The 15,782-nt window shown below is 54.8% G+C and carries 17 protein-coding genes, 1 pseudogene and 1 riboswitch; all 18 genes and pseudogenes read left to right on the top strand.

Translation table 11 applies throughout. The annotated features are described in order from the left end of the window. Positions 1-16 precede the first annotated feature (16 nt). Positions 17-883, top strand: coding sequence for a peptide chain release factor N(5)-glutamine methyltransferase (gene prmC / locus ACL02P_RS15825; RefSeq protein WP_260071047.1), 867 nt, complete (start codon positions 17-19; stop codon positions 881-883). Positions 884-1,048: 165 nt separating this feature from the next. Continuing rightward, positions 1,049-1,324: a hypothetical protein gene (locus ACL02P_RS15820; RefSeq protein WP_412837692.1), complete on the top strand. Its 276-nt coding sequence runs from the start codon at positions 1,049-1,051 to the stop codon at positions 1,322-1,324. An 814-nt stretch (positions 1,325-2,138) separates the two neighbouring features. Continuing rightward, positions 2,139-3,362 carry an FtsW/RodA/SpoVE family cell cycle protein gene (locus ACL02P_RS15815; protein ID WP_260071021.1) on the top strand — a complete coding sequence of 408 codons (1,224 nt, stop codon included), beginning with the start codon at positions 2,139-2,141 and terminating at the stop codon, positions 3,360-3,362. A gap of 96 nt (positions 3,363-3,458) precedes the next feature. Next, a complete protein-coding gene (gene spoIIR, locus ACL02P_RS15810) occupies positions 3,459-4,160 on the top strand; it encodes a stage II sporulation protein R (RefSeq protein WP_260071020.1) in 702 nt (233 codons plus the stop codon). A gap of 144 nt (positions 4,161-4,304) precedes the next feature. Further along, complete coding sequence (locus ACL02P_RS15805) at positions 4,305-5,513, top strand: L-threonylcarbamoyladenylate synthase (protein WP_412838255.1); 1,209 nt, start codon at positions 4,305-4,307, stop codon at positions 5,511-5,513. A gap of 4 nt (positions 5,514-5,517) precedes the next feature. Further along, positions 5,518-6,380, top strand: a pseudogene (locus ACL02P_RS15800) (DUF72 domain-containing protein). 410 nt (positions 6,381-6,790) lie between these two features. Next, positions 6,791-7,351 carry a manganese efflux pump MntP family protein gene (locus ACL02P_RS15795; RefSeq protein ID WP_412837691.1) on the top strand — a complete coding sequence of 187 codons (561 nt, stop codon included), beginning with the start codon at positions 6,791-6,793 and terminating at the stop codon, positions 7,349-7,351. 74 nt (positions 7,352-7,425) lie between these two features. Beyond that, a complete protein-coding gene (locus tag ACL02P_RS15790) occupies positions 7,426-8,010 on the top strand; it encodes a low molecular weight protein arginine phosphatase (protein ID WP_412837690.1) in 585 nt (194 codons plus the stop codon). 48 nt (positions 8,011-8,058) lie between these two features. Next, positions 8,059-8,141: riboswitch (ZMP/ZTP riboswitch) on the top strand. A gap of 152 nt (positions 8,142-8,293) precedes the next feature. After that, positions 8,294-8,884, top strand: coding sequence for a TIGR01440 family protein (locus ACL02P_RS15785; protein ID WP_412837689.1), 591 nt, complete (start codon positions 8,294-8,296; stop codon positions 8,882-8,884). 28 nt (positions 8,885-8,912) lie between these two features. Then, positions 8,913-10,160, top strand: a complete 1,248-nt coding sequence (gene glyA, locus ACL02P_RS15780) for a serine hydroxymethyltransferase (RefSeq protein ID WP_009223733.1) — start codon at positions 8,913-8,915, stop codon at positions 10,158-10,160. Between the two features lie 364 nt (positions 10,161-10,524). Continuing rightward, positions 10,525-11,154 carry a uracil phosphoribosyltransferase gene (gene upp / locus ACL02P_RS15775; protein WP_260071016.1) on the top strand — a complete coding sequence of 210 codons (630 nt, stop codon included), beginning with the start codon at positions 10,525-10,527 and terminating at the stop codon, positions 11,152-11,154. Positions 11,155-11,481: 327 nt separating this feature from the next. Continuing rightward, entirely contained in the window at positions 11,482-12,636 is a 1,155-nt protein-coding gene (wecB, locus tag ACL02P_RS15770; protein ID WP_311202277.1) for a non-hydrolyzing UDP-N-acetylglucosamine 2-epimerase, read from the top strand. A 182-nt stretch (positions 12,637-12,818) separates the two neighbouring features. Continuing rightward, a complete protein-coding gene (locus ACL02P_RS15765; RefSeq protein ID WP_260071015.1) occupies positions 12,819-13,064 on the top strand; it encodes an AtpZ/AtpI family protein in 246 nt (81 codons plus the stop codon). After that, entirely contained in the window at positions 13,054-13,431 is a 378-nt protein-coding gene (locus ACL02P_RS15760) for an ATP synthase subunit I (RefSeq protein ID WP_412837688.1), read from the top strand. The genes ACL02P_RS15765 and ACL02P_RS15760 overlap by 11 nt, the downstream gene beginning before the upstream one ends. A gap of 40 nt (positions 13,432-13,471) precedes the next feature. Beyond that, entirely contained in the window at positions 13,472-14,290 is an 819-nt protein-coding gene (gene atpB / locus ACL02P_RS15755) for a F0F1 ATP synthase subunit A (protein ID WP_260071013.1), read from the top strand. A 114-nt stretch (positions 14,291-14,404) separates the two neighbouring features. After that, entirely contained in the window at positions 14,405-14,629 is a 225-nt protein-coding gene (gene atpE / locus ACL02P_RS15750) for a F0F1 ATP synthase subunit C (RefSeq protein WP_009223739.1), read from the top strand. Positions 14,630-14,744: 115 nt separating this feature from the next. Then, positions 14,745-15,233 (top strand): F0F1 ATP synthase subunit B, encoded by a 489-nt coding sequence (gene atpF / locus ACL02P_RS15745; protein ID WP_260071011.1) that lies wholly within the window; start codon positions 14,745-14,747, stop codon positions 15,231-15,233. Continuing rightward, positions 15,230-15,778, top strand: a complete 549-nt coding sequence (locus ACL02P_RS15740; RefSeq protein WP_260071010.1) for a F0F1 ATP synthase subunit delta — start codon at positions 15,230-15,232, stop codon at positions 15,776-15,778. Before atpF ends, ACL02P_RS15740 begins: the two co-directional genes overlap by 4 nt. The last annotated feature ends 4 nt before the right edge of the window (positions 15,779-15,782 follow it).

Below are 15,782 nucleotides of genomic sequence, written 5' to 3'. Positions count from 1 at the left end.
CAATGAAGGATACCGGATGTCCGGTGCAATGACGATATGGGAAGCCCGTAAAGAGGCTTCTTCTTTTTTAGCGGCGGCGGGCGTGCGGGAGCCCGGGTCGAATGCGGAGCTGCTGCTCCGCCATGTGCTGGGCCTGACGGGCGCGGCGTATTTGGCCGCGCTGCGTGACCCGTTCCCGGCGGACAAGCGGGACGCCTGGGAAGCGGTGATCCGCCGCAAAGCGGCGGGTGAGCCAGCGCAGTATATTATCGGGGAGCAGGAGTTCTACGGATTGACCTTCCGGGTCAATCCGGCGGTACTGATCCCCCGCCCAGAAACGGAGCTGCTGGTGGAGCGCATCGCGTTGGAAGGCGATGCGCTGTGGCCCGGCGGCGCGCCGTACGCCGCCGACATCGGCACGGGCAGCGGCGCGATTGCCGCAGCCCTGGCCCACCTGCGCCCAGCATGGCGCGTCGCGGCGAGCGATATCTCGCCGGACGCCCTGACGGTGGCGCAGGACAATGTCCGGCGGCTCGGCCTCGCGGTGACATTCAAGCAGGGGGACCTGCTTGAACCTTTTGCCGGCGAGCCGCTGGACATCGTGGTGTCGAATCCGCCGTATATACCGGCGGAGGACATCCCGCACCTGCAGCCAGAGGTGCGGGACTATGAGCCGCGCGGCGCGCTGGATGGCGGTCCGGACGGGCTCGCGCCCTACCGGACCATGATGGCGCAGCTCGCGCTGCTGCCGCGGCCGCCTCGCCTGATCGGCTTTGAGCTCGGCCAAGGCCAAGCGGCCGACGTCGCGGCCCTGCTCCGCGCCGCCGGCCATTGGGACGAGATCGTGACCGTCCCCGATCTCGCCGGCATCGACCGCCACGTGCTGGGGATCGCACGAGGGTAATCCTCTTTGCCGCAACGTTGCGACGTGATGGCGGCCGCACCCGGGCGTTACCCTCTTCCGCTGATTCTATGAAAATGGGTGAATCTCCTCAACCAAAAGCCGCTGATTTTGGAAGGATAGTTTCATAGAATGTGGTATCTCAAGCCGAAAGGAGGGAGATATCACATGGCGTTTACTTTGACGTTTCCGTACGCGCAAACTGCCGGCGTCGGCCAAGGGTATTTCGTGGCCGCCGACCCGCTGGGCCCAACCGGGATCGTAACGGTTCAGGCTACAGTGGGTAACGTCGAACTCCGGATTACCCGGTATAACGCACCCGACTTTATCCAGACTGTAACGCAAGGCAGCACATTTTCCGTTCAGCTGAGTAACATTCAAACGATCGGTATTTATGCGCTGACGGCAGTGACGGGGACGATCACCTTGATCACTCCCGTATAACCTGCTCCCCCCTCCATTCCCTTTCTTATCCCGACCCCACTTGGGCGCCGGCGCACGCGTCGGCGCTCATTTTTTTGCGACATGTCTATCCGCCGCCCTCTTTTTAAGGATTATCCCGTTGCATCAGATCGTTGGGGACGCGAAACAATAGAGGCTGCGAGGAAAAAAAGGTTCGCTTCCTCTTTCTGAACGAGAGGGATAATCGTGCAGAGAGGCGTAAGGAAGAGTCCTCCTTTCTGAAGAAAAGGGATAATGGTACAAAGCGAGGCGAGGAAAATCTCTCCTATCTGAACGAAAGGGATAATCATGCAAAAAGGTGCCAGAAATGTACATAGGGGTACAATATAAGAGCCAGATTGGTGCTGGAGCCGGTTTAACCTGTGCGACGGCGTGTGCGTCGAGCTTTTGTGGCAAATGTGTCTATCTGCGCCCTCTTTTTATGGATTATCCCGTTGCATCAGATCGTTGGGGAACGCGTAACAATAATGACGACGAGGAAAACAACGCGTAACAATGGACGAAGAAAAAAATGTTTGGACCCCTCATTTCTGAGCGAAAGGGATAATTGGGCTAAGAGGAGCGAGAAAGAATCCTCCTTTCTGAACGAAAGGGATAATGATTCAAAGAGGAGGCGAGAAGGTGCAAAAGGGCAGGAGGAGACGTGAGAAATGCCGCCGCGGGGCAAAGTAAGTCTAAAAAGGTAACCTTTTGACGCTGTGACCCGTTATTTGGGTCGAAGGGCTCATTTGTAGTTGGGCCGGGTTTCTTTTAAAGTAAAGGTACGGGGTTTCTAGATCAAGAAAAGAGGATGTTCATGCTGAGCAAACTGAAAAAAATCGATTACTCCATCGTCGTGATCCTGCTGCTGCTCATGGCCATCAGCATCGCGGTGTTGTACAGCGCTACGTCAAACACCCAATATCATGGTTATCACCTTCGCATGCTTGTTTACTATGCGCTGGGGTTTGTTGCCTTTTTTGGAGTTTCGATTCTCGACTATCGGCTGCTTGTCAAATATGCGCCTTACTTGTACCTGTTTGGCTTCGGGCTGTTGATCGTCGTGATGTTCATTGGCAATACCTACTATAACGCAACTGGTTGGTTGACGATTCCGGTCATTAATCAGAGCTTTCAGCCGGCGGAGTTTTTTAAGCTGCTGCTGGTTCTTTTTCTTGGGTTTATGCTGCTGCGCAAGCGCAAACTTCGGTTAGCTTTCTGGCGGGACGTTGTGCCGATCTGCTTGCTGACCTTTATCCCGTTTGTTGCGGTAATGGCTCAAAATGACTTAGGAAATGCGCTCAGCTATGTCGTGATTTTGGCGGGCATGTTATGGATTGGGAATATTAAATATTGGCATGCGCTGATCGCGCTTGCGATCTTCGCCGGTTCGGTGATCGGAGGCATCACGGCGTACAAAGCGTATCATGATCAGGTGTATAACTTCTTTGTAGATATCGGCCGGGAGCACTGGATCAACCGGATCGATCCGTGGCTTATGCCGGAGAAAGCGTCCGAAGACGCCTCCTACCACACTCGGAACGCCAAGCTGGCGATTGCCTCCGGGGGCATGACCGGGGAAGGGTACATGAAAGGGGAGACGGTGCAGTCGGAACGGGTACCGCTCACCTACTCGGACTCGATCTTTGTGGTGATCGCTGAGGAGTTTGGTTTTATCGGGAGCTCGGCGTTGCTGCTGTTGTATTTTGTACTGATTCACCGGCTCATTCTGATCTCGCTTGAGACCCGCGAAACCAGCGGGCCGTACTTAATCGTGGGGATTGTGGCGATGCTGTTGTATCAGATTTTTGAAAATATCGGCATGTTCATTGGTCTCATGCCTTTGACAGGGATTACTTTGCCCTTCATCAGCTATGGCGGTACCTCGCTGCTGATTAATATGGCGAGCATCGGCGTGGCGATGAGCATCCGGATCTACGGGCAAGAGAAGGAAGAAGAGAAGCCCCCTGTGGCTTCGTCGGCACCTACGTCGCGTTATGCCTTGCTCAGATCTAAACGCCAGTCGGAAAATCGGGGATAACATTTTTACTAGATTCCTAGGTTTAGAAGTCTCTTAACCGGACATACTGATAGACATCAGCGGCTGAAATACCGGTTTGGTTAGGAGCAAGGAATCATGGGTAGACGTTCATTTTCCCGTAAGAAAATCGCACTTATCTTTTTTTCGATTGTTATGTTGATGATGTCCTGGGAAGGACAAATGGTTGATACAGCCGCGGCGGCGGGGTCGCAAGCGGTGATTTCTCAGATTCCGCAGGAATCGATTCGGCTGCGCATTCTTGCAAATTCGGATGGAGCTGCGGATCAACTCGTCAAACGTCGTGTTCGCGATGCTGTCGTTGAGCAAATGAACGGCTGGGTTGCACAGCTGGAGAATCCGCAGAGTCTGGAGGAAGCGCGCCAGGTGATCCGCGAGCATCTGCCGGCTATCGAGGAGCAAGTTGGTCAAACGCTTAAGCAATATGGCAAAAACTACGACTATCAAGTTGAGCTCGGCACCGTGCCGTTTCCGACCAAAATGTACGGCGGTGCCGTTTATCCAGCGGGCGACTACGAAGCGCTGCGCGTGACGCTGGGCGAAGGGAAAGGGAAAAACTGGTGGTGTGTGTTGTTTCCGCCGCTTTGCTTCATCGACGCCGGGAGCGGGGACGCGTTGGCTAAGGACGCGGGGGCGGTAACCACTGCAACAACAAAGGCCTCGGCTGCCGGGGCTGCGGGAGATGCCGTTCAGGTTGAACCGGAGGAGACGGAAGTGCGTTTCTTCCTGTGGGATATGCTGGTGAAGCTCTGGAACTGGATTGCCAGTCTATTTGCTTAGTGATTTATATATTGAGAACTGTTTAACCGTTCGGGGATGCCGGGCGGTTTTTTTTGCGGCTATGCGCATGGCTTGGTTCGGGTATAATAGTAGAATATATTATTGAACAGTTTGGGATGAACGAGAATGAGCCGACAGGAATCTATGAAACCAAATCAAGCGGAACACAGCGGGGATCTTCCTGCTTTAAAAGAAGTGGCCTCCAAAACGACACGTTGGTGGCATGTCCAGCCTGGAACTGGAGCTGGGGCTGGAGTGCCGGATGATGTGGATGCGGAGGAAGCGGCGGCGCTGAAAGAAGCCGCCGCTGTACTAGCCTCCGGCGGGACGGTGGCGTTCCCGACGGAGACGGTGTATGGGCTTGGGGCGGATGCGCGGAATACGGCGGCGGTGGAGGCGATTTTTGCCGCTAAGGGCCGCCCGTCCGATAATCCGCTCATCGTGCACATCGCCGACGTGAGCCAGCTGGACGGACTCGTCACGGAAGTGAACGAGACGGCACGGCGGCTCATGGAGGCGTTTTGGCCCGGGCCGCTCACGCTGGTGCTGCCCGTGTCCGAAGGCGCCGTCTCACCGCGCGTGACGGCGGGGTTGTCCACCGTGGGCGTGCGCATGCCCGCCCACGACGTGGCGCTGCGGCTGATCGCCGCAGCGGGGTGCCCGGTGGCGGCGCCTAGCGCCAACCGGTCGGGCCGCCCGAGCCCCACGCTGGCGAGCCACGTGGGCGAGGACTTGTCCGGCCGCATTGACGGCATCGTCGACGGCGGGCCCACCGGGGTGGGCCTGGAGTCGACGGTCGTAGAAGCCGGCCGGGACGGGGTTGTCACCGTGCTCCGCCCTGGCGGGATCACGGTGGAGCAGCTCGCCCGCGTGGCTGGCGCGGGCGTGCGGCTGGACGCCGCCCTGCAGCCGAAGGCGAAGGCGGGCGGCGAAGCGGCCCCTGGCCCGGCGGCTGCGCCTCGCGCGCCGGGCATGAAGTACACGCACTATGCGCCGCAGGGCGTGTTGCATATTGTGCGCGGGTCCGCCGACCGGGTGGCGGACCGCATCCGGGCCGAGCTCGCGGCGGCCACGGCGCGCGGGGAGAAGACGGGCGTGCTCGCCTTCGACGAGCGCCTCCCGTCCTACCGCGCCGACTGCGCGCTCTCGCTCGGCCGCGAGGATGAGCTGGAGACGGCGGCGCACCGTCTCTACGCTGCGCTCCGCCGCTTCGACGAATGCGGCGTCACCTATATCCTCGCCGAAGCCTGCCCCGAGGAAGGGCTCGGCTCGGCGGTGATGAACCGGCTGCTGAAAGCCGCCGGTCACCGGGTGATTGACGCCGGCGGAGATTCGGAAGAGGGCAGGGGGTGAGGTCATGATCCGCATCGGCCTGGCCGGCTGGGGCGATCATGACGATTTATACCCTGCCCGAACGCCGGCCAAAGACAAGCTCGCTTGGTACGCGAAGTATTTTAACGTGGTAGAGGTGGACAGTTCGTTTTACGCCGTACTGGGGAAGAGGTCTATCGCCGCTGGTTGGCGGAGACGCCGTCCGATTTCACGTTTATCATCAAAGCGTACCAAGGGATGACCGGACATAGCCGGGGGAAATCGCCGTTTGGCGGTCCGGGGGACATGTTCCAGGCGTATCTGGATTCGATTCGCCCGGTGGTGGAGGCGGGCCGGCTCAAGGCCGTGATGTTCCAATTCCCGCCCTGGTTCGACTGCACGGCGGAGCATGTCCGGCAGCTGCGCGCGATCCGCAAATGGATGGGGAACCTGCCGCTAGCGCTGGAGTTTCGCCATCAAAGCTGGTTCACGCCCGCTAACCGAGAGCGCACATTGGAGTTCATGCGCCAGGAGGGCTGGATCCATATCGTTTGCGATGAGCCCCAGATCGGACGAGGCTCGGTTCCCACGGTGCTGGAACCCACCGACGCCGAGTTAACGATCGTCCGCATGCATGGGCGAAATGCTGCAGGTTGGAGTCAAGCCAGCGCACCCAATTGGCGGGAGATTCGTACGTTGTACCGCTATTCGCTGGAGGAGTTGCAGGACTGGGTTGGAATGCTGGACCAGTTGTTCAGCCAAGGGACGAAGGAGATTTGTATGATCTTCAACAACAATTCCGGCGGAGATGCAGCGTCAAACGCTCTGGACATGATGGGCCTGCTGGGCCAATCGCCGCGCGAGCTTCCGCCGCGTCAGATCGATTTGTTCGGCGGTTGGGAAGATTAGTGGAATGAACGCTTCACCTGCTGAACTAAAGGGCGAGCTTAAGTACGATTCGTACCGTAAGAGGCTCGTTCGGCGCTTTTGGCAATGATTAGCGGTAAAAACTGGCGTTATTTTTAGAGGTAAGGCCTTGTTTTGCGCAAATAGCGGTAAATCGTGGTGTTATTTTTGCGGATATCGGGAGAACGGCCGACTAGAGGGCGAATTAGCGACACAAAATACCGTTAATTGTCCGATCACCCCCAAATGTTGAGAAAATAACGCCATCTTTTACCGTTAATTCCACGTTGGTGGGGGATCCGCGCCCCTCGATTCCCCCTTCTCACCCAAAGCCCCACGTGCCCCTTAAGTCATGAACCGGGACCTGTCCGCATATGGTTGTACAAAAGACGGAACAAAGGGGACTAACGGTTATGACAGAGGCTTATGAGCGGCTGGGAGAGCTGGTGACGATCCTGCTGATGGCGATTGCGCTGGGGCTGGATGCTTTATCGCTGGGCGTCGGCATCGGGATGAAGGGAGTCCGGCGGAAAGATGCGTTCCGTATCGGGACGATGGTGGCTCTCTTTCACGTGCTAATGCCTCTGTTGGGGATCGCGGCGGGACAGTATGTCGGCGCGCTGCTCGGAAGCTTGGCACGATACGTGGCAGGCGGGCTCCTGTTCCTGCTTGGCGCGCATATGATCGTCAGCTCGGTCAAAGGCAGCGGTGTACAGTCGATCAACCACCGGACCTGGTTAGGTGCGTTGCTGTTTTCACTGAGCGTCAGCATCGATTCGTTTTCCGTTGGCGTGTCGCTAGGCATGTTCCAAGGGGACTGGCTCCTGACGGTGCTGGCCTTTGGATTTTTTGGCGGCTTGATGTCCTTGGTTGGGCTGGCGATGGGGCGAGGGGTGGGGCGTTCGCTGGGCGATTACGGGGAGGCGGCCGGCGGCGCGATCTTGCTCGCGTTTGGACTATTGTTTATCTTTTGAAACCGAGGTCTTTCGTGATAAAATAAGGTCCAAACGCGGGTAAGCCTTCCCGCTGAATATGGAGGTGAAAGGGCATGCGCATCTTGTTTGTGTGTACCGGAAATACCTGCCGCAGCCCGATGGCCGAAGGTATGCTGCGCAAGCTGGCGCGGGACCGGGGGCTGGACGTGGAAGTCCGCTCGGCTGGCGTAGCCGCCATGAAAGGGGCCTCCATTTCCCGTCATGCGGAAGCCGTGCTGCGGGACCGGGGGATTAAGGATACTTTTGAATCTACCCCTCTCTATGCCGAACTGGCGGAGTGGGCCGATCTGATTCTGACGCTGACGCAAGGGCATAAGCGCCAGGTGATTCATTCATTTCCGGAGACAGCCGATAAAATATTTACATTAAAAGAATACGTGGAAGAAGACGCCTCCATATTAGCTGCCTTGGAGGAGTTTCGACAACTCGCGGCGGACCGGGAGCTGGCGCGGGCGCTGGGCAAAGAGTGGCCGGCGGAGCAGCAACGGCGTCTGGATGAGCTGCATCTTCGGCTGCCCACTTTCGATATTTCCGATCCGTTTGGCGGTTCGCGAGCAGACTATGACCGAACGGCGGCGGAGATCAGCGCAGCGCTGGAGAAGCTGATCGCCAAGCTGGAACGCGGCGAGGGGCATTAAACCAGTTGCATTTGCTTCGCGGATGCTTTATTCTAATAGCAGAAGTTTTAGCTCCGATGTAACTGGCGACAAGAGTGGATCAAACCACGATGGAGCATCGGAGAATACGGCCGGTCGCCTGGGCAAAGAGCACGACGCACGTAAGTTGCGTTATGCTCTTTTTTTGTTGGTTGGTTTTGAGTGAAGCGGACGGACATCCGTTTGCGGTGCGCCTTTCTCTGATATAATAAGGACAGTCTTTGTGACATGTTTTATGGTTTACGGAGAAAGGAGCTGGCATCACATGGAACGTGAAAAGCTCGGAACCCTGCGGACACAGGTAGCAACGATTGCGGAGGAAGTGGCCGCTGCAGCTCATCTGGGTCCGGGGAAGCTGCTGGTCATCGGGGCCAGCACCAGTGAAGTGGCGGGCAAACGAATCGGCACAAGCGGAGCTGAGGACATCGCGGCCGAGCTGTGGGCCGGGATCGAACAGGTTCGGGCCAAATACGGCTTTGACGTCGCGTTTCAATGCTGCGAGCATTTAAACCGTGCGCTGGTGGTCGAACGGGCGGTGCTGGAGCGGCTTTCCTTGACGGAGGTGGCTGCGGTTCCCGTGCCGAAGGCGGGCGGATCGATGGCCGCTGCAGCCTATCGGCGTTTGTCGGCCCCGTGCTTGGCAGAAACGCTGGAAGCCCACGCCGGGATCGATATCGGCGAAACGCTGATCGGCATGCATTTGCGGCGGGTGGCTGTGCCGTTTCGTCCTTCACTGCGCCAGGTTGGGCAAGCGCGCGTTACGGCAGCGACGACCCGTCCGAAGCTGATCGGCGGGGAACGGGCGGTTTATACGCTACCGCCGGATTCGGATTTCACGCTTTGCGATGAAGAATAGGCTTTGATTCTAAGGAGGATAACGGAAGATGGAAAATTTGAGAAAGCAAGATCCGGCTGTGCTGGAGGCCATGAATCTGGAGCTGAAGCGTCAGCGCAACAACATTGAGCTGATCGCTTCCGAGAACATCGTCAGCGAGGCGGTCATGGAAGCGATGGGATCCGTACTCACGAACAAATACGCCGAAGGATACCCGGGCAAACGGTATTATGGCGGCTGCGAACGTGTGGACATTGTGGAAAATATCGCCCGCGACCGGGCGAAAGAATTGTTTGGCGCTGAGCACGCCAACGTTCAACCGCATTCCGGTGCGCAAGCGAACCTTGCGGTTTACCTGGCTGCCCTCAAAACCGGTGACACCGTGTTGGGGATGAACCTGGCGCATGGCGGCCACTTGACCCACGGCAGCCCGGTTAACGCTTCCGGATTGTACTATAATTTCGTGGCTTACGGTGTACAAGAAGATACGTTCCTGATCGATTACGATGAAGTGCGCAAAGCAGCGTTTAAACATCGTCCGCGTCTGATCGTTGCCGGGGCGAGCGCTTATCCGCGCATTATCGATTTCGAGAAGCTGGCTTCGATCGCAAGCGACGTAGGTGCGCTGTTCATGGTCGACATGGCGCATATCGCTGGTCTTGTGGCTGCAGGCTTGCATCCGAACCCGGTGCCGCATGCTCATTTTGTGACGACAACGACCCACAAGACGTTGCGCGGACCGCGCGGCGGGATGATTCTGTGCAAACAGCCATGGGCAGCTGCCATCGACAAAGCGGTATTCCCAGGTACACAAGGCGGCCCGCTGATGCATGTGATTGCTTCTAAAGCAGTTGCATTGGGCGAAGCGCTTCAGCCTTCTTTTAAAACCTATGCCGAAAACGTCGTGAAAAACGCCAAGGTCCTGGCGGAAACGCTGATGGCCGAAGGCCTGAACATCGTGTCTGGCGGCACGGATAACCATCTGATGCTGGTGGATACGCGCAACCTGAACATCACGGGGAAAGACGCTGAGCATGTGCTGGATTCGATTGGGATCACGGTGAACAAAAACGCGATTCCGTTTGACCCGACCAGCCCATTCATCACCAGCGGTATCCGTATCGGTACGCCGGCTGCCACTTCCCGCGGCATGGATGAGGAAGCGATGAAGGAAATCGGGCAGATCATCGCTGCCGTGCTGAAATCGCCGAAGGACGAAGCAGTGCTGGATAAAGCACGCAAACAGGTGTCGGAATTAACGGATCGGTACCCGCTGTATCCGAACTTGCAGTATTAATTTGATCAACGACAACGGCAGGCCGTTAGGCCTCATAACAAAGCCGGGAGCGTCTGCTCCCGGCTTATTGGCGTTTCACTTCTGGTACGTGGGGAATCTTCCGGCTGGAATGGCAGCATTGGAAGGGTGGGAATTTTTTCCAAATTGTCAAGAATGCCTGAGAGGAGAAGTGGGGCTTTTGGGCGTCAGACGGCTTATTTATGGGGGTGAGTGACGTTTTTATGACGGCTTTCTGACAAGTTGGCTTGAGGGTGAAAATGCCATCTTGGAGTGATATAATAGACAAGATTTGTGGAGCGTTCGAAGAATGGGAACGAACAAGCAAGTAAAGACTTAGCATTAAAACCGGAGGGACGAACGAAATATGAGAAAATTGGTGGTATGTGATCACCCTTTGATTCAACACAAACTGACTTTTATCCGCGACATGCGCACGAACACAAAGGATTTTCGTGAACTGGTAGATGAGGTGGCGACGTTGATGGCTTATGAAATTACGCGGGACATTCCGCTCGAGTCGATCAAAGTGCAGACGCCGGTCGCTGAGGCCGAGTCGAAGGTCATCTCTGGGCGGATGCTGGGGCTGATTCCGATTCTCCGCGCCGGGCTGGGTATGCTTGACGGAGTGTTGAAGCTGCTTCCTGCGGCAAAGGTGGGACATGTCGGCCTGTTCCGTGACCCGGATACACTGCAGCCGGTTGAGTATTACATCAAGCTTCCTACCGATGTTCAGGAACGCGAGCTGATCGTCATCGACCCGATGCTGGCCACCGGGGGATCCGCTATTGCAGCGATCACCGCGTTGAAGAATCGCGGCTGCACGCAGATCAAAATGATGAACCTGATCGCCGCGCCGGAAGGGGTTAAGGCGGTGCATGATGAGCATCCGGACGTAGACATTTATGTAGCGGCTTTGGACAGCCATCTGAACGAACACGGCTATATCATTCCGGGCTTGGGCGATGCCGGTGACCGGTTGTACGGCACGAAGTAAGTCAAACGTCTGAATAGGAACTCCAACGTCTTAGGAGATGGTTGGGGCGAAGGCGTAGGGCATAGGGCCGGTTTAACGGCAAATTGTACCGTTAATTTTCTATTATTTGCGCAATGAAGAGAAATAACAGTAAATCCTACCTCTAATTTGGCCGATCTCAGCGAAAATGCGGAATTGCGCCGAAATTAACGGTAGCTTTTACAGCTAATCGAGGCACTTATGCCGGATATCCCAAAATTAACGGTAGCTTTTACAGTTAGTTGCTGCGAGACAGGCAGACGACAACAACTTATTTTGATTACCTCTATATGGAAGGAATTGAGTAGGGTGGGCAAGATTAAAGTAATGACGATCTTCGGCGTCAGACCCGAAGCGATTAAGATGGCGCCGCTGATTCTGGAATTGCAGAAGCATCCCGAACAAATCGAATCGGTGGTGTGTGTGACGGCGCAGCACCGCGAAATGCTTGATCAGGTGCTGGACGTCTTTAAGATCGTTCCGGATTACGATCTGGACGTCATGAAGCCAAACCAGACACTAAACGAAATTACGATTCGTGTATTGCAAGGATTGGAAGGCGTCCTTAAGGAAGCCAAACCCGACATTGTGCTTGTACACGGCGATACTTTAACGACTTTCTTGGCAAGTTACGCCGCTTTCCTGCAGCAAATTAAGGTGGGGCATGTCGAGGCCGGGTTGCGGACGTGGAACAAGCTTTCCCCTTATCCGGAAGAGATGAATCGTCAGCTGACCGGCGTTTTGGCCGATCTTCATTTTGCTCCGACGGAATGGTCGGCTGGAAATTTACGTAAGGAAAATAAACCGGAGTCAGCTATATATGTCACAGGCAACACGGTGACGGATGTGTTTCAATATACAGTACAGCCGAATTACACAAATTCTGTGCTGGACTGGGCCGCTGGAAAGCGGCTTATTCTCATGACGGCGCACCGCCGCGAGTCGCAAGGCGAACCGCATCTGAATATTTTCCGCGCCGTAAGAAGAATTGCCGATGAGTTTGAGGATGTAGCCATCGTGTATCCGGTTCACCCCAGCCCTGCGGTAAGGGAACCGGCCTATGCAACGTTGGGCGATCATCCCCGTATTAAACTTATTGATCCATTAGATGTGGTGGATTTGCACAACTTCTACCCTCATACGCATTTGATACTTACGGATTCGGGCGGTTTGCAGGAAGAAGCACCTTCCTTTGGTGTTCCGGTGCTGGTGCTTCGCGATACGACGGAGCGTCCCGAAGGGATCGAAGCGGGGACGCTGGAGTTGGTCGGCACAAATGAGGAGATGGTTTATGAACGGACAAAGGCGTTGCTTAGCGATCAGAAGCTATACGAATCAATGAGCCGGGCAGCGAATCCGTATGGTGATGGACAAGCATCTCAAAGAATTGTCAATGCGATTTGTCACCATTTTGGATTTTTGAAGGATCGTCCGGAGGAATTTCACAGAAAGTTCACAAACTAGCGAAAATTTGTTTTGATCGCGAGCCCAAAAAAGTATACAGTATTACTGTACGCTGTATGCGTTTTATTCAGGATTGCAAGGGCAAATTTAGCATTTCATGGCTTTAAATCACTAAAAAACCTCAATTGACAATAACTCTTCACAATTAGTAAAATAAATTGGGATTATTAGGGTGATTTGAGATGAAAGACCCGATTAAACCTGATAAAAACAACAACAGCGTATGGAAGGCTGTCGCTGTGGTAACCGCTTTAGGAACGAACTTTGCCGTGTGCGCTGTGGGAGGTTACTTCCTTGGCGCCTGGTTGGATAAGCTGTGGTTCAAGAATGGACTGGGCATCGGCCTTGGGGTTCTGATCGGCATTGCAGCGGGAATTATCGGCATTGTCGCTCTGATTAAGTCGGTTGTGGGAGGAAATGATGGATGAGCTCTCGAAATACAACCGCGCTCTGACAGCCGGAACCCTAGGTTTCTTGGCCCTGTGTTTTCTGGGAGGCGCTTTATTGCCGGAGTATCAAAGCATTATGCTTGGCATCGCGCTCGGCTCAGCAGTAAGCTGGATTAACGCGGTTTACTTAGGCCGCAAGGTCCGGCAGGTACTGGATGCCGCGGTTAACGGCGGTTCGAAGCGGTTGAACATGGGATTTCTGACCCGTGCAGCACTGGCGGTTCTAGCGGTATTTGCCGCGATGAAATATCCGCAGCATCTAAACGTGTATGCGGTTGCCGGCAGTCTGGTTTTTGCGCAATTTTTTCTTCTTTTTATAGGTATTCGTTTTTCTCGTAAGCCTTAAAGCTTGGTAGCATTTCAACTTGGAATGGGGGTGAGAAAACATGCATGAAGCTCCGGTCATAGAGTTGGGCGGTCTGCATTTGGACTTGTCCATCATCTTGATGCTGGTGGTGACCTGCACCATCGTGTTCGTCATCGCGCGTCTAGCGACTCGGAATCTATCCGTAGAGAATCCCGGCAAGCTGCAGAATTTCATGGAGTGGGCGGCTGAGTTCGTTCAGAACTTGATCTCCAGCACCATGGATCTGAAGAAGGGAAGACCTTTTCTCTCTCTGGCCATGACGATGATTATGTTTATCTTTGTCGCCAACATGCTAGGGCTTCTGTTTGGGGTCGTAACGGAGTATGATGATCCGGCGAAAGCGAAAATTTTCGGTCAGGAAATCACTTCGGTTACGAAGGTGCTTGCGGAAGAGCATGAGAAGCATCCGGGTGAGGAAGCTCACGCCGAGGTGGCATGGTGGAAATCACCTACGGCTGACCTCAGCGTAACGATGGGTCTGGCCTTGCTCGTATTCGTATTGTCCCACGGTTTGGGGATGGTAAGAAACACGAGAAATTATTTTAAGCATTACGTTCAGCCCTATCCTTTCTTTCTGCCAATTAACTTGATTGAGCAGCTCTCGAAGCTGTTAACGCATGGCGTTCGTCTTTACGCGAATATCTTCGCGGGCGAGGTACTGATCTCCACCATTATGACTTTGGCCAAAGCGAGCGTGGTTGGTGCAATCTTCTCCGTTCCGCTGTTGATGGTTTGGGATGGATTCAGTATTTTCGTTGGTGCTATCCAGGCTTTCGTCTTTGTCATCTTGATGATGGTTTATATCTCGCAAAACCTGGAAAGTCACGAAGAGCATTAACCGGCAATGTTTGAAGCCCACTATAGCTAGTCTAAGTTTCAAGTTACGGATTGGAGAAAGACTTCAACCTGACTGAACTATAAAATTTGATTTTACTTAAGGAGGATATACAAAATGGGAGCAATGGCATTATTAGCAGCAGCTATCGTAGCAGGTTTGGGCGCATTCGGCGCAGCGCTGGGTAACGGTATGGTTATCAGCAAAACAGTTGAAGGGATCGCTCGTCAACCTGAAGCGAAGTCCACTCTGCAAACAACGATGTTTATCGGCGTAGGTTTGATCGAGGTACTTCCGATCATCGGCGTGGTCCTGGCATTTATGTTCTTTGGTCAGGCTTAATAAGATCTTTAGAAAAGAATTGGCGGGGAAGGCCACAGACGTCCTCGCCTTCTTTTTAGCCCAGGGCGGGCGATACGCGATATGCGGATAGGCTTCGGAAAGGAGTGACTTGAGTTTGGAATTCGTATGGGAAAACACCGTCCTCGCATTGATTGCGATCGGGATTTTATACTTCTTGTTGAACAAATACGCATTTGGTCCGCTGTTTTCCGTGATGGAGAAGCGTCGTGAACTCGTTCAGCAGCAGCTGAGTGAAGCGGCGCAAACACGTGAACAGGCAAATGCTTATGTGGAGGAGCAAAAAGCTGCCCTTCAGCAAGCGCGCAAAGAGGCGTATGAAATTATTGAACAATCCAAGCAAACGAGCAGCAAGCAAGCCGCTCAAATGCTTGAGGAAGCCAAGAACGAGGCGGCCCGCTTGAAAGAAGAAGCGGTACGCGACATTCAGAACGAGAAGAACCGCGCGGTGGAACAACTTCGCAGCGAAGTGGGCGCAGTGTCGGTGAAGATCGCATCCAAGCTGATCGAGAAGGAAGTCAGCGAAGAAGGCGTTCAAGGCGAACTGGTTGACAAGTACCTTAAAGAGGTCGGTGGCCGCTCATGAGCCGCGAGACCGTAGCCGCAAAACGGTATGCCAAAGCATTGTATGAGATCGCTGCGGCGGAAAGCCGGACGCTGGAGGTTGAAGAAGAACTGAAGGCGCTGGCGGCAGCTTTTCGGGCAGGGGATGACATTGAGCATTTTCTTGCCTCGCCGAAGATTACGGAATCGGCCAAATGGGAAGCGATCTCCAATGCGATTGAAGGCAAACTGTCCAAACCTGTAGTTTCGACGGTGAAGCTTCTGGTAGAACGCGGAAGAATCGGGCTCCTGCCGGAGCTGGTAGACGCTTACGTGAGCATTTCCAGCGAAGCGCTTGGACTTGCCAACGCGTTGGTGACGACGACTTATCCGCTCAGCGAAGAGGAGAAGCAGCAGGTTGCTGCGGAGTTCGGCGCCCTCTTAAATAAGAAGATTCGCGTCGAGAACGTGATTGACAAATCGTTGCTTGGCGGGATGAAAGTACGAATTGGCGACACGTTGTACGATGGAAGCTTGGCCGGGAAATTGGAACGGCTCGAAAAGTCTTTTCGAAGACAAGCACTGTAGATAG

Origin of the sequence: Paenibacillus sp. MB22_1, assembly GCF_047200555.1 — a bacterium.
Classification (GTDB): Bacteria; Bacillota; Bacilli; order Paenibacillales; family Paenibacillaceae; genus Fontibacillus; species Fontibacillus phoenicis.
The sequence above is the reverse complement of the archived record's forward strand: the minus strand, read 5'-3'. Positions and strand labels throughout refer to the sequence as shown.